The organism is Actinoplanes sp. NPDC048796, from assembly GCF_040650035.1.
Classification (GTDB): domain Bacteria; phylum Actinomycetota; class Actinomycetes; order Mycobacteriales; family Micromonosporaceae; genus Actinoplanes.
On the sequence record NZ_JBEZGO010000003.1, the window covers coordinates 344253 to 358615 of the forward strand.

At 72.5% G+C, this 14363-nt stretch carries 7 protein-coding genes; 1 reads left to right on the forward strand and 6 read right to left on the reverse strand.

Annotation, left to right across the window (positions count from 1 at the left end; translation table 11 throughout):
- The first annotated feature begins 100 nt into the window (after positions 1-100).
- Positions 101-1216 (forward strand): PQQ-binding-like beta-propeller repeat protein, encoded by a 1116-nt coding sequence (locus tag AB0C26_RS15385; RefSeq protein WP_360247133.1) that lies wholly within the window; start codon positions 101-103, stop codon positions 1214-1216.
- On the opposite strand, the gene rlmB is transcribed toward AB0C26_RS15385, so the two are convergent.
- The 6 genes from rlmB to AB0C26_RS15415 all read right to left on the reverse strand — a co-directional run bounded on the left by rlmB (position 1210) and on the right by AB0C26_RS15415 (position 14204).
- Positions 1210-2331, reverse strand: a complete 1122-nt coding sequence (gene rlmB / locus AB0C26_RS15390; RefSeq protein WP_360247135.1) for a 23S rRNA (guanosine(2251)-2'-O)-methyltransferase RlmB — start codon at positions 2329-2331, stop codon at positions 1210-1212. The two genes, AB0C26_RS15385 and rlmB, sit on opposite strands and share 7 nt — an antisense overlap.
- On the reverse strand, positions 2331-3743 hold the full coding sequence (cysS, locus tag AB0C26_RS15395) for a cysteine--tRNA ligase (protein WP_360247137.1): 1413 nt from the start codon (positions 3741-3743) through the stop codon (positions 2331-2333). Before cysS ends, rlmB begins: the two co-directional genes overlap by 1 nt.
- 87 nt (positions 3744-3830) lie before the next feature.
- Positions 3831-5231, reverse strand: coding sequence for a class II fumarate hydratase (locus tag AB0C26_RS15400; RefSeq protein WP_360247139.1), 1401 nt, complete (start codon positions 5229-5231; stop codon positions 3831-3833).
- Positions 5228-8197, reverse strand: coding sequence for a BTAD domain-containing putative transcriptional regulator (locus tag AB0C26_RS15405; RefSeq protein ID WP_360247141.1), 2970 nt, complete (start codon positions 8195-8197; stop codon positions 5228-5230). The genes AB0C26_RS15400 and AB0C26_RS15405 overlap by 4 nt, the downstream gene beginning before the upstream one ends.
- A complete protein-coding gene (locus AB0C26_RS15410) occupies positions 8194-11118 on the reverse strand; it encodes a BTAD domain-containing putative transcriptional regulator (protein ID WP_360247143.1) in 2925 nt (974 codons plus the stop codon). Before AB0C26_RS15410 ends, AB0C26_RS15405 begins: the two co-directional genes overlap by 4 nt.
- A gap of 5 nt (positions 11119-11123) precedes the next feature.
- Positions 11124-14204, reverse strand: coding sequence for a BTAD domain-containing putative transcriptional regulator (locus AB0C26_RS15415; protein WP_360247145.1), 3081 nt, complete (start codon positions 14202-14204; stop codon positions 11124-11126).
- Between the last annotated feature and the right edge of the window lie 159 nt (positions 14205-14363).

Genomic DNA, 14363 nt, shown 5'->3' on the forward strand with positions numbered 1-14363 from the left:
TGCGACGGGATCACCCAAGCTCCCGCTCCTAACCTGATCCCAGCTGCGATGACCGGGGTCCGGGGCGGAGCCCCAGGGTCTTCCCCTCGTTGATCAACAGGTGAAGATCAAGTTGTACGCGGCGGTAGCCGCCCTGGTCATGGTCCCGACCCCAGCCGCAGCAGCTCCGGCGAACGGCTGGCCGCAGTCCGGCTACGGACCAGGCAACACCCACTACAACCCCGCCGAATCAAGGCTCAACGCCGCGACGATCGCCCAGGTCAAGCAGCGCTGGACCCTGGCCACCAGGACTTCGCGCTGCGACACCGGCGTCCGCCCCGTTCTGGACGGAAAGAGCCTCTTCTCCAACGACCCCGGTGGCATCGGCGCCTACGACCCCACAACCGGGAAACGCCGCTGGCACGTGGACCTCCCGCAGACCACCGTCTCCCGGCTGGCCGTGGCCGACGGCAAGCTGCTCATGCTCTCCTCCGAGTGCCGCGTCCCGGCCGACTTCGAAAGCCATCTCACCGCGTACGACCCCGCGAACGGCAAGCGGCTCTGGACCACCGGGCTGAAGAAGTTCAGCTACGACATGCGGATCGACCAGGGCACCATCGTCCTCGACAGCAATCAGGACGGCCTGGCCTCGACCATCGCCTTCGCCGTCGGGGACGGCAAGCAGCGTTGGCTACGCCTCGGTGACCGCGGTGACGGCCTCGTCTCGGCCGGCGGCCGCCTGCTGCTGCGCAAGGCGAGCGGCGGCGCCGTGGCGGTCGCCGTGACCACCGGCAAAACCCTTTGGGAGACCACGAACAACTGGTACGCCGGTGGGACCGACCCGGCCGGCACCCGGTTCTACGTGGGCAGCGCCGAGGGGCTGACTGCCGTCGACGCCGCGACCGGCAAGAAGATCTGGTCGACGAAGCTGCCGGTCAGCGACGTCACCACGGATTCCACTCATGTCTTCTACAGCCAGTACCGCAGCGCCACCGCCCTGGACGCCCGGACCGGCCGCAAGCTCTACTCCGTGCACACCTCGAGCGCCGCCGGCCGCACCTCACGCGCTGGTGGCCTGCTGTACACGCCGACCGATGACGGGCTCGTCGTGGCGAGCGCCGCCACAGGCGCAGCGGCCAAGCAGCCCAAGATCGCCACAAACCGCGACCACCCGCCCGTTGTCGCGGGCGGGTGGCTCTACGTGACCGAGAACGATCGTTTGAAGGCCTATTACTGACCCTGCGTACGGCGGCGGGTGACCTCGGCCAGGGTGACCGCGGCGGCGACGCTGGCGTTCAGCGACTCGACGTCGGAGGCCATCGGGATGCTGACGCGCAGGTCGCACGTCTCGCCGACGAGGCGGGACAGGCCGCGGCCCTCGGAGCCGACGACCACCAGCAGCGGGCCGATGGCGGCTTCGAGCTGGTAGAGGTCGGTTTCGCCGTCGGCGTCGAGGCCGATCGCGGTGAAGCCGGCTTTCTGCGCCGCCTTGACCGCGCGGGTCAGGTTGACCACCTGGGAGACCGGCACCCGGGCGGCCGCGCCGGCGCTGGTGCGCCACGCGGTCGCGGTGATGCCGGCGGCGCGGCGCTCGGTCATGAAGACGCCGTGGCCGCCGAAGGCCGCCACCGAGCGGATGACCGCGCCGACGTTGCGCGGGTCGGTGATGCCGTCGAGCGCGACCAGCAGCGGCGCCGTCTGTTCGAGGGCGGCGGCGATCAGGTCGTCGAATTCCTCGTACGCGAACGGCGGCACCTGCAGGCCGATGCCCTGGTGGAGGACGCCGCCGGTCATCCGGTCGAGCTCGTTGCGGCCGATCTCGAGGATCGGGATGCCCCGGTCGCCGGCGGTACGGACGATCTCGGTGACCCGCTCGTCGATGTCGATGCCCTGCGCGACGTACAGCGCCGTGGCCGGCACCGCGGCGCGCAGCGCCTCGACCACCGGGTTGCGGCCGAGCAGCAGCTCGGGGCCTTCCTTGGTCGGGTTGGAGCGGCGCCCGGGCGCGACCCGCGGGCCGCCACGCGAGTTGAACTTGCCGCGCTGCTGCGGCCCTCGCGCCGGGACGCCGCGGCCGCCGCCGCGGCCCCAGGTGGTGTCCTTGCTGCCGGGGACGCCGACCTTGGGCGCGCGGCCCTCGGCGGCCGCCGCGCGGCGCTCCTTGTCCTGCTTACGGGCGGTCTTGTCGGGCAGTTTCTCGGTGCCCGAGTACCCCTTGTGCCATGGGCGCTCGTCGGCGGGCAGGGTGCGGCCCTTGCCCTTGAGGCTCGAGCGGTTCTTGCCGCCCGAACCCATCGAGGCGCCCTTCTTGGCGGTGGCCCGCTTGCTCGCGTTCTGCGAATTTCCCGGCATCAGTGCTCTCCTACCGTCCATCGCGGCCCGGCCGGAGTGTCCTCCACCTGAATTCCCGCGTTCTTGAGCTGGTCGCGCACCGAGTCGGCGGCCGCCCAGTCCTTCCGTGCCCGTGCCTGCGCGCGCTGTTCCAGCGCGAGCTTGACCAGCGCGTCGACGACCGGCTTGAGGTCGCTCTGGGTGGAGCCACCGGTCCATTTCTCGTCGAGCGGGTCGAGGCCGAGCACACCCAGCATCGCGCGGACGGCGGTGAGCGCCCCGCGGATGCCGGCTTCGTCGTTGGCCGTGAGGGCCGTGTTGCCCTCGCGGATGGTGTCGTGCACGATCGCCAGCGCGGCCGACGTGTTGAGGTCGTCGTTCATCGCCGCGGCGAACGGCGGGGGCACGTCTTTGGGACGGCCGGGCCCGACGATCTCGGCGGCGCGCTGGACGAAACCTTCGATGCGGCGGTACGCGGTGGCGGCCTCACGAAGCGCGTCATCGGAGTAGTCGATGCGCGAGCGGTAGTGCGGCGTGGCGAGGTAGTAGCGCACCTCGACCTCGCGGATGCCCAGGGCGCGCACCGCGTCGAGGTCGATCACGTTGCCCAGCGACTTGCTCATCTTGGCCTCGCCGAGGTTGAGCAGCGCGTGGTGCACCCAGTACCGCGCGAACGGCAGCCCGGCCGAACGGGACTGGGCGATCTCGTTCTCGTGGTGGGGGAAGGTCAGGTCGACGCCGCCACCGTGGATGTCGAACTCGTCGCCCAGGTAGCGCCGGGCCATCGCGGAGCACTCGATGTGCCAGCCCGGGCGGCCGCGGCCCCACGGCGACGGCCAGGACGCGTCGGCCGGCTCGTCGGCCTTGACGCCTTTCCACAGGGCGAAGTCGCGGTAGTCGCGCTTGTCGGGCTCGCCGCCGTCGGACGGCGGGCGCATGTCGTCCGGGTTCTGGCCGGAGAGGGCGCCGTACTCCGCGTACGAGGGCACGTCGAAGTAGACGTCGCCGTTGCCGCCGGCCGCCGGGTAGGCCCGGTCGCGCTCGATCAGCGTGGTGATGAGCTCGTGCATCTCGGGGATGTGCGCGGTGGCCAGCGGCTCGTAGGTCGGCGGCAGCACGTTGAGGTCGCGGTAGTTCGCGTCGAGCACGAGCTTGTTGGCGTACGCGATCGACCAGAACGGGCGGCCCTGCGCGTTCGCCTTGTCGAGGATCTTGTCGTCGACGTCGGTGACGTTACGGACGAAGGTGACCTCGTAGTTGGTGTGCAGCAGCCAGCGGCGCAGCACGTCGTAGTTCACCGCCGAGCGGAGGTGACCGATGTGCGGCACTGACTGCACGGTGAGACCACACAGGTAGATACCGACCTGACCGGGCGTCAGCGGGACGAAGTCCCGGACGGATCGGGTCGCGGTGTCGTACAAGCGCAAACTCACCTGACAAGGGTACCGGCCCCGCCAAGCGGGTAACCGCCCCGCCCGAGGGACGGGGCGGGGCGGTTTTCCACACGTTATCCACAGGACCTAGGGGCGGGTCATCCTCAGCACGTCGAGGGCCTCGTCCAGCTGCTCCTCGGTCAACTTGCCGGATTTGAGGTGGCCGCGCTCGATCACCACGTCGCGGATCGACTGGTTCGTCGCGAGGGCGGTCTTCGCGATCGCGGCCGCCTCGTCGTAGCCGAGGTAGCGGTTGAGCGGGGTGACGATCGAGGGCGACCCCTCGGCGTACGCCAAAGCGATCTCGACGTTGGGCTGCAGGCCGTCGACGCAGCGGTCGGCCAGCAGGCGGGACGCGTTGGCCAACAGGCGGATGGACTCGAGGATGTTGCGGGCCATCACCGGCAGCATCACGTTGAGCTCGAAGTCGCCCTGGGTGCCGGCGAAGGCCACCGTGGCGTCGTTGCCGATCACCTGGGCCGCCACCTGGCGCACCGCCTCGGGCACGACCGGGTTCACCTTGCCCGGCATGATCGATGAGCCCGGCTGCAGGTCGGGCAGGCGCAGCTCGCGCAGTCCGGCCCGCGGGCCGGAGCCCATCCAGCGGATGTCGTTCACGATCTTGTAGAGCCCGACGGCGATCGTCCGGAGCTGACCGGACGCCTCGACCAGGCCGTCGCGCGCGCCCTGCGCCTCGAAGTGGTCGCGGGCCTCGCTCAGCGGCAGGCCGGTGACCTCACGGAGCCGGTCGATGACCTTCGGGGCGAAGCCGGGAGGGGTGTTCACGCCGGTACCGACCGCGGTGCCGCCCAGCGGCAGTTCGGCCAGCCGGGGCAGGGTCGCGCGGAGCCGTTCGATGCCGTTGGCGACCTGCTGCGCGTACCCCGAGAACTCCTGGCCGAGCGTGACCGGCGTGGCGTCCATCAGATGCGTACGCCCGCTCTTGACCACGTCGTCCCAGTCCGCGGCCTTGGCCCGCAGGGCCGAGTGCAGGTGCTCCAGGGCCGGGATGAGGGTCGAGGTCACGGCCTCGGTCGCGGCCAGGTGGATCGAGGACGGGAAGACGTCGTTGCTCGACTGCGAGGCGTTGACGTGGTCGTTCGGGTGTACGGGCCGGCCCAGCTCCCGCGACGCGAGGGTGGCGATGACCTCGTTGGCGTTCATGTTGGACGAGGTGCCCGACCCGGTCTGGAACACGTCGATCGGGAACTGGTCGTCGTAACCGCCCTCGGCCACGTGCGCCGCGGCCGTCGCGATCGCCTTCGCCAGATCGTCGTCGAGCACGCCCAGCGCCGCGTTCACCTGCGCGGCCGCCCCTTTGATCTGAGCCAGTGCCCTGATGTGGGCCGATTCCAGCCCGCGCCCGGAGATGGGGAAGTTCTCCACCGCCCGCTGCGTCTGCGCACGCCACAGGGCGTCGGCCGGCACCCGGACCTCGCCCATCGTGTCCTTCTCGACCCGGTAACCGCTCTCGTCAGTAGTCGTCACGTCCTTATCGTCTCTCCCCCGGCCCCGGCGCGCCGATGATCCTCGCCACCGAGTTCCGCCAGAAACTTCTCGACGTCCGTCAACTCGGGGGCCTCGATGGCCGCCAGCGCCGTCGCGGCCCGGGCGAACAGCCGCCGGGCCTCGGCCGGGTCCTCGTCGATCAGGCACTCGGCCAGGCCCGCCTCGGCCACCGCGACCCCGTGCGCCAGCCGGAACCGCCGCCCGAGCCGCAACGCCTCCTCGAACGCCACCCGCGCGTTCTCGCGGTCACCGGCCAGCAGGAGCGTCGTACCCAGGCCGTGGTGCAGACGTGATCCCTGCCGGGGGTCGGCCAACGGCAGGGCGATCTCGAGGGCGTGGTGGTGCAGGGCGATGGCCTCCTCGAGGTCGCCCTCGCGGGCCACGATCAAGGCCAGGTCGTGGTACGCCTCGGCCTCCGCGTACGGCGAGTTGCCCCGCTGGATCTGCCGCAGACCGGCCATCAGCTGCCGGCGCGCGGCGGCGCCGCCGATCAGCCCCAGCCGGTACTTCACGACGGCGATGCTGGCCAGGCAGTCGCCGATCCGGACGCGATCACCGGTCTCCACCTGCTTCAGAAGGCGCAGCCGCTCGTATCGCAGCGCCTCGGCGTAACGCCCGAGTCGCTGACAGCCGAGGGCTATCGCGTTCAGCTCGTCGGTCTCCGAGCCCCGGCCCATCCGCGGCGAGGGCATCCGCCGCACCTCGAGCGCGAGCTCGACGCTGTTCGTCCACCGGCCGGCGTTGTGGTACACGTTCGCGAGGTTGACCAGCGAGAATCGGATCGCCTCCTGGTCGCCGAGTTCGCGGCGGAGGGCGAGGGACCGCTCCAGGAGCCGCGTCGCCTCGTCCACCTCGGCCCGCCGGAAATGAGCCGACGCCATGTAGTTCAGCACGGCGGCCGTGGCCGCCCGGTCGCCGATGCGCTCGGTCACCTCGAGGGCCCGCTGGTGGGTGGCGCGGATGTCGTCGGGGTAGCCGCGGCGGAACAGATGCAGCCACGAGGCCCGGGCCAGCTGCCACGCGTACCGGGCGAGCTCGGGCTCCCCGGCCGCCGCGTCGATGTATCTCAGCAGCGCGGGCCGTTCCCGTTCGAGCCGGGCGGCCGGATCGGTCACGGCCGCCAGGAGGTCGGGCCGCAGCGGCGCCGGACTTCCGATGTCACGGTCGAGCCGCTGCCGGAACGCCCCTACGTTGGTCGCCGCCGCGGCGTGCAACTGCTGGTCGAGGGCGCCGCGCAGCGCCTCGATGCGCTCCTCGGGCGCCAGCTCGCCCGCCAGCACGGTCGCGAACTCGCGCAGCAGATCGTGCAGCCGGTAGACCTCCGGCTCGCGCTCCTCCAGCAGGTGGACATCGATGAGATCGTCGACGGCCTCCTGCGCGGCGTCGAGCGGCAGGCCGCTGAGCGCGGCCACGGTGAGGATGTCGGCGTCGGCGCCGGGACACACACCGAGAAGACGGAAGACCTGCCGGGCGGGGGCGGTGAGGTGATCGAACGAGAGGGCGAAGGCGCTGACCACCGACCTCTCCTCGGCCGCGAGTTCGGGCAGGGCCGATTCCCGTAACCGCCGTAAGAGGTCGGCCACCCGCCAGCGCGGGCGGTGGGCCAGGCGGGCCCCGGCCAGCCGGATGGCCAGCGGCAGCCCACCGCAGCGGCGCACCACCTCGGCCGCCGCCTCCGGTTCGGCGCCGACCCGCTCGCCCGCTATCCGGGCCAGCAGCGCGACCCCCTCACCGGGCGCCAGCACGGGCAGGGACTCGGTGTGCACACCGTCCAGGCCGAACAGCCGGCGCCGCCCGGTGACCAGCGCCAGACTGCCCGGATCGGTCGGCAGCAGGTCGGCCACCTGCGCGCTGGAGGCCGCGTTGTCGAACAGCACCAGCACCCGCCGCTTGGCCAGTTCGGTACGCCACAGGCCGATCCGGTCGACCAGGGCCGAGGGAATCCGCTCGGCCTCCACACCGAGCTGGCGCAGCAGCACGAGCAGGGCGGCCGCCGGTTCGACCGGGCGCTCGGCGCTGTGGCCGTGCAGGTCGACGAAGAGATGCGCGTCGGGGTAGCGGTCGCCGATGAGCGCCGCCACGTGCAGCGCCAGGGTGGTCTTGCCGCTGCCGGCCATGCCGTCGATCACCGCCACCGCCGGGGCCGGGCCGCCCTGCTCGATCCGGGCGATCAGCCGGGCGACCACGACCGCACGCCCGACGAAGTCGCCGACCGTCCTGGGCAGGCAGCGCACGGCCTCGGTCCGCCGGGGCAGGCTGCCCTTGAGCATTCCCGCGTGCAGGTCCTGCAGCTCCGGGCCGGGATCCACACCGAGCTCGTCCCGCAACGCCGTCCGGGCACGCTGATACTCGGCCAGCGCCTCGGCCGGGCGACCGGCGTGGTGCAGGGCCAGCATCAACTGCCCGCTCAGCTTCTCCTGCAACGGCCACCGGTCGACGGCGGCGGTCAACTCCCCGATCAGATCCTGATCGCCGCCGGTCTCGAGCTCCAGCTGGGCCCAGTCCTGCACCGCCGCGACACGCTGCTGGTCGAGGACCGCGGCGGCGAGCTGAACGGCATGGCTCTCGATGCCGGCCAGCGCGTCACCGCGCCACAGATCGAGGCCCTGACGCAACTTCGCCGGGTCGCGTTCCTCCCGGCCGGCCTTCGCCAGCCGGCCGAACTCCGCCGCGTCGAGCTCACCGGGCGCCGGGTCCAGCCGGTAACCGGCCGGGTCGCTGCGGATGGCGCCGGCCGGCAACACCCGGCGCAGGCGCGAGACGCAGGTCTGCAACTGCCCGCGCGCGGTGGCCGGCGGGTCGGCGCCCCACACCGCGTCGGCCAGCACGCCGACACCCACCACCCGCCCCGGATGCAGCAACAGCATGGCCAGCACGACCCGATCACGGCCCGCCGACACAGTCCCGTCGGTGACGCTGAGTGGGCCGAGGATGCGATATCTCATAGCGCGGCCAGCGATTTCTCGACGTCGCGCAGTTCGGGCGCCGCCAGGGCTGCGAACTCGGCGCGGGCCAGGCCCAGCAGCCGCCGGGCCTCGGCCGGATCCTCGCCGGCCAGGCAGTCGCCGAGCGCGGCCCGCGCCACCGCGATGCGGTACGGCATCCGGGCCTGCCCGCCGAGGCGCAGCGACCGCCCGAACATCTCGCGCGCGGCCAGGTCGTCGCCGGCCAGCCGGAACGTCGTACCCAATCCGTGACAGAACCGGGACTCCTGCTCGCGGTTGTGCACCTGCTCGGCGAAGTCGACGGCCCGCCGTTGCACGCCGATCGCCTCGGCCAGCCGCCCGTCGGCCGCCAGCAACAGCCCCAACTCGTGGTGCGCCTCGGCCTCGCCGTGCGGATATCCGGCCCGCTGGATCAGCCGCAGCGCCGCGCGCACCTGGCGAACGGCCGCGGCCGCGCCGACGTCGCCGAGCTGGTGCTTGAGCACGGCGATGTAGATGAGGCTGGCACCGATCCGGGTGGTGTCGCCGATCTCCAGCCGCGCCAGCAGGCGGAGCCGGAAATAGCGCAGCGCCTCCCGCGGACGGCCGAGGCGCCGGTATCCGTTGCCCAGCGTGTTGAGCTCGTCGCGACCGTGCCGGGCCGCGGCCAACCGGCGTACCTCCAAAGCGGTTTCGATGCTTTCGACCCACCGTCCCGACTCGTGGTGCACCACGGCCAGGTTCGCCATGGCCTGGGTGAGCGCGTCCCGGTCGCCGAGCTCGCGGCGGATGGCGATGCAGCGCTGCAGCAGCGGGACCGCCTCGTCGTTGCGGGACCGGCGGCAGTGCACCGAGGCCAGGTAGTTCAGCACGGTCGCGGTCGCGGCGCGGTCCCCGCCCCGCTCCAGCATCGCCAGACTCCGTTCGAGCAGGCTGTGGACGTCGTCGAGATAGGCCCGCATGTAAAGGTGACGCCAGGCCGCGCGGGGCAGCTGCCAGGCGTAATGGGCCAGTTCCGGCACGGCGGCCGCCGCACCGGCGTACCGGCCGAGCTGGGGCCGCTCCCGGTCGAGCCGGGCGGCGGGATCGGTCACCGCCGCGAGCAGGTCCGGTCGCAGCGGTGTGAGCACGCCGATGTCGCGTTCGACCCCTTCCCGGTACGCGGGCAGATTGGTCGCCGCCGCGGCCTGCAGCTGCTGGTCGAGCACTCCGCGCAGCGCCTCGGTCCGCTCGCCGGCCGGGATCTCGGCCGCGAGCGCCGCCGCGAACTCGCGCAGCAGGTCGTGCATCCGGTAGACGCCGGGCTCGGGCTCGTCGACCAGGTGCACGTCGACCAGGTCGTCGAGAACGTCCCGCGCGCCGTCCAGCGTCAAACCGGTCAACGCGGCCGCGGCGAGCGCGTCGAACTCCGTACCCGGGCAGAGCCCGAGCACCCGGAACACCCGCCGGACGTGGTCGGGCAGCTGCTGGTACGACATGGCGAAGGCGCCGGCCACGGACCGGTCCTCGGCCGCCAGCTCGGGCAGCGCCGACTCACCCAGCCGTCGGGCCAGGTCGGCGACCCGCCATCGTGGACGGTGGGCCAGCCGGGACCCGGCGAGCCGGAGGGCCAGCGGCAGGCCGCCACAGCGCCGGACCACCTCCGCCGCCGCCTCCGGTTCGGCGCCGACCCGCCCACCGCCGACGATCCGGGCCAGCATCGCCACCGCCTCGGCTTGCGGAAGCACAGTGAGCGACTCGGGATGCACACCGTCCAGCCCGATCAGGCGCCGCCGCCCGGTGATCACGGCCAGACTGCCCGGCGCGGTCGGCAGCAGGTCGGCCACCTGGGCGCTGGAGGCCGCGTTGTCGAACAGCACCAGCACCCGCCGCTTGGCCAGTTCGGTACGCCACAGGCCGATCCGGTCGACGAGATCCGGCGGGATCCGCTCGGCGTCGACACCGAGCTGCCGCAGCAGCACCAGCAGGGCGGCCGCCGGTTGCACCGGGCGCTCGGCGCTGTGGCCGTGCAGGTCGACGAACAGGTGCGCGTCCGGGTAGCGCTCGCCGAGCAGGGCGGCCACGTGCAGGGCCAGCGTGGTCTTGCCGCTACCGGCCATGCCGTCGATCACCGCCACCACCGGCTGGTCTCCGGCCGCCGCCTCGATCGCGGTCACCAGACGGCGTACCGTCGCCTCGCGCCCGACGAAATCGCCGACCGTCCTGGGCAGGCAGCGTACGGCCTCGGCCCGCCGGGGCAGGCTGCCCTTGAGCATTCCCGCGTGCAGGTCCTGCAGCTCCGGGCCGGGATCCACACCGAGCTCGTCCCGCAACGCCGTCCGAGCACGCTGATACTCGGCCAGCGCCTCGGCCGGCCGGCCGGCGTGGTGCAGGGCCAGCATCAACTGCCCGCTCAGCTTCTCCTGCAACGGCCACCGGTCGACGGCGGCGGTCAACTCCCCGATCAGATCCTGATCGCCGCCGGTCTCGAGCTCCAGCTGAGCCCAGTCCTGCACCGCCGCGACACGCTGCTGGTCGAGGACCGCGGCGGCGAGCTGAACGGCATGGCTCTCGATGCCGGCCAGCGCGTCGCCACGCCACAAGGCCAGACCTTCGCGCAACGGGGTGAGGTCGCGGCGCTCACGCCCGGCGGCCACGAGCCGGGCGAACTCGGCGGCGTCGAGCTCGCCCGGGCCCGGATCGAGCTGGTAGCCCGCCGGGTCACTGCGGATCGCGCCCGGCGGCAACGACCGGCGCAGGCGGGAGACGCAAGTCTGCAACTGCCCGCGCGCGGTAGCCGGTGGGCCGGCGCCCCACACCGCGTCGGCCAGCGTGGCGACGCTCAGCACGCGGCCGGGATGCAGCAGCAGCATGGCCAGCACGATGCGATCGCGGCCGGCCGTGATCGTGACCGGGCGACCGTCGACCTCGACCGAGAGGGGGCCGAGGACGCCGTACCGCACGCCGGTCACCCCAGCGCTCCGAGCGCCGCCAGGGACTTCTCGACGTCGCGCACCTCGGGCGCCGACAGCGCGGCCAGTTGTGCCCGGGCCTGCTCAAGCAGGCGCAGGGCCTCGACCCGATCCGTGGTCATCAGGGACTCGCCGAGTCCGGCGCGCGCGCACGCGATCGGGTACGGAAGCCGTGACCGCAGGGCCAGCCGCAGCGCCCGCTCGAACATCGCCCGCGCCGCCGGGCCGTCACCGGCTCGCAGGTACGTCGTACCCAGGCCGTGGCACAGCTTCGACTCCTGCATCGGGTCGTGCAGCCGCTGGGAGATCTCGATGGCCCGGCGATGGGCCGCCACCGCCTCTTTCGTGCGGCCCTCGACGCCGAGCAGCATCGCGAGTTCGTGGTTGGCCTCGGCGACGCCGATCGGATAGCCGGTCCGCTCGTACAGGCGCAGCGCGGCCGTCACCTGCCGTCGCGCCGCCGCCGGGCCGACCCGGCCCGTCCGGTGCTTGAGCACGGCCAGGTTGATCAGGGCGTCGCCGATCCGGGCCGGATCGCCACTGTCCAGATAGGTCAGAAGGCGCAGGCGGTGATGGCGTATCGCCTCGCTGTAGCGCCCGAGGCGCTGATAGCTCAGGGCCAGGAGGTTGAGCTCGTCGCGGGCCTGCTCGGCCACGTTCCGCCGGCGTACGGATTGCGCGGTGGCGATCGCCTTCTCCCACTGGCCGGCCGAGTGCAGCACCCCGCCCAGGTTGACCATCGAGCGCACCGCGGCCCGCCGTTCGCCCAGCTCCTCGCGGATGGCGATGCACCGTTCCAGAAGTCGTACGGCCTCGTCGGTCTCGGCCCGGCGGTAATGCGCGGAGGCCAGATAGTTGAGCACGGTCGCGATCGCCGAACGGTCACCGCTCTGCTCGACCGACCGCAGCGCCCGCGAGTTCAGGCTGTGCACGTCGTCGAGGTAGCCGTGGAACCACAGGTACCGCCATGCGGAACGGGCCAGCCGCCAGGCGTAGGGAAGCAGTGCCGGATCGCCGGCGGCGGCAACGACGTAGGCCTCGAGGTTGATCCGCTCCCGGTCGAGGCGCGCCTCCGGGCCGTCGAGCGCGTTCCGCAGATCGGGCCGCAACGGCTCGGGCGAGCCGATGTCCCGGTCCAGAGCGTCCCGGTACGCGGGCAGGCAGGTCGCCACCACCGCGTGCAGCTGCTGGTCGAGCACTCCGCGCAGCGCCTCGGTCCGTTCGGCCGGCGCCAGCTCGGCGGCGAGCGCCGCCGCAAACTCGCGCAGCAGGTCGTGCATCCGGTAGACGCCGGGCTCGGGCTCGTCGACCAGGTGAACATCGACCAGGTCGTCGAGGACGTCCTGCGCGCCGTTCAGGGGAAGACCGCTCAGCGCGGCCACCGCGAGCGCGTCGAATCCGTTGCCGGGACAGATGCCCAGCAGCCGGAACACCCTTTTGACGGCATCGGGCAACTGGCTGTACGACACCGCGAAGGCGCTGGCCACCGAACGGTCCTCCGCCGCCAGCTCGGGCAGCGCCGACTCGCCCAGCCGGCGGACCAGGTCGGCCACCCGCCACCGTGCACGGTGGGCCAGCCGCGCACCGGCCAGCCGTACGGCCAGGGGCAGGCCTCCGCAGCGCCGGACCACCTCGGCCGCCGCCTCAGGTTCCCTGGACACCCGGCCGCCGACGATCCGGGCCAGCAGCGCGATCGCCTCGTCGTGCGGGAGGACGGCCAGCGATTCCGGATGCACGCCGTCCAGGCCGACCAGCCGCCGGCGGCTGGTGACCAGGGCCAGACTGTCCGGCGCGGTCGGCAGCAGGTCGGCCACCTGGACGCTGGAGGCGGCGTTGTCGAACAGCACCAGCACCCGGCGCTTGGCCAGCTCGGTACGCCACAGGCCGATCCGGTCGACGAGATCCGGCGGGACCCGCTCGGCGTCGACACCGAGCTGCCGCAGCAGCACGAGCAGCGCCGCGCCCGGCTCGAGCGGCCGTTCGGCGCTGTGGCCGTGCAGGTCGACGAACAGGTGCGCGTCCGGGTAGCGCTCGCCGACCAGGGCGGCCACGTGCAGGGCCAGGGTGGTCTTGCCGCTGCCGGCCATGCCGTCGATCACCGCCACCGCCGGCTGATCGCCGGCCGCGGCCCCGATCGCCGCCACCAGGCTCCGCACCGTAGCGTCGCGGCCGGTGAAGTCGCCGACCGTTCGCGGCAGGCAGCGGACCGGCTCCGCTCTGTTCGGAGCCACCGGAAGATCCCCGGCCAGCATTCCCTGGTGCAGCCGCTGAAGTTCGGCACCGGGCTCAATGCCCAGTTCGTCACGCAGCACCCGGCGCGCACGCCGGAACCCGGCCAGCGCGTCGGCCTGCCGCCCGGACCGGTAGAGCGCGGTCATCAGTTGCCCGCGCAGCCGTTCGCGCAGCGGATAGCGCTCGACCAGCTCGGCCAGGACACCGGCCAGCTCCCGGCCACGACCGGCGTCGAGTTCGAGGTCGACCCACTCCTCGGTCGCGGCCACACAACGCTCGTCGAGCATCGCGCCCGCCCCGCGGACGGCCTCGCTCTCGGTCTCGGCGAGCGAGGGGCCACGCCAAAGATCAAGCGCTTGACGGTACGCACGGCGAGCGGCACCCGAATCCTCGGCCGACCTGGCCTCGGCCACCAGAAGGTCGAAGGCGGCCACATCGAGATCGCCGGAGCCGGCGTCGATCCGGTAGCCGGCCGGATCGGTACGGATCGTGCCCGGCGGCAGAATCCGGCGCAGACGGGACACGCAGCTCTGAAGCTGACCTCGGGCCGTGACCGGCGGATCGGCGCCCCACACCGCCTCGGCCAGCACGCCGGCGCCGAGTACCCGACCAGGGTGAAGCAACAGCATGGCCAGCACGATGCGATCACGGCCCGCCGTAATGGTGACTTCGTGTCCGTCCACGGTGACGGACAGTGGCCCGAGAATGCGATACCGCATGCCGGTCTCCCAGCCCCTCCGGTCTATTCGCCCCTCCGGTCGAGACATCGAGCTTAGTTGAGCGACGAGAGCGGAACGACAGTGGAACAACAGCGGCGTCCGGCAATCTGGGCTTCGCCGCCGCATCGGGGATGTAACCCATCGCCCCAGCCCGATGCGGCGGCGTCGGCTCGACGGGGGACCGACAGCCCGTCCGCGGCGGCAAACGCGGACGGGCTGTGGGTACGGTCCGGGTACCTCGGTGATCACTGTCGGTTGGACGATGCGCCGAGCGGAACGTAACGT

Excerpts from the sequence above, each read along its gene's own strand:
- rlmB (WP_360247135.1), bottom strand. The coding sequence starts at position 2,331 with ATGCCGGGAAATTCGCAGAACGCGAGCAAGCGGGCCACCGCCAAGAAG.
- AB0C26_RS15405 (WP_360247141.1), bottom strand. The coding sequence starts at position 8,197 with ATGAGATATCGCATCCTCGGCCCACTCAGCGTCACCGACGGGACTGTG.
- AB0C26_RS15415 (WP_360247145.1), bottom strand. The coding sequence starts at position 14,204 with ATGCGGCGGCGAAGCCCAGATTGCCGGACGCCGCTGTTGTTCCACTGT.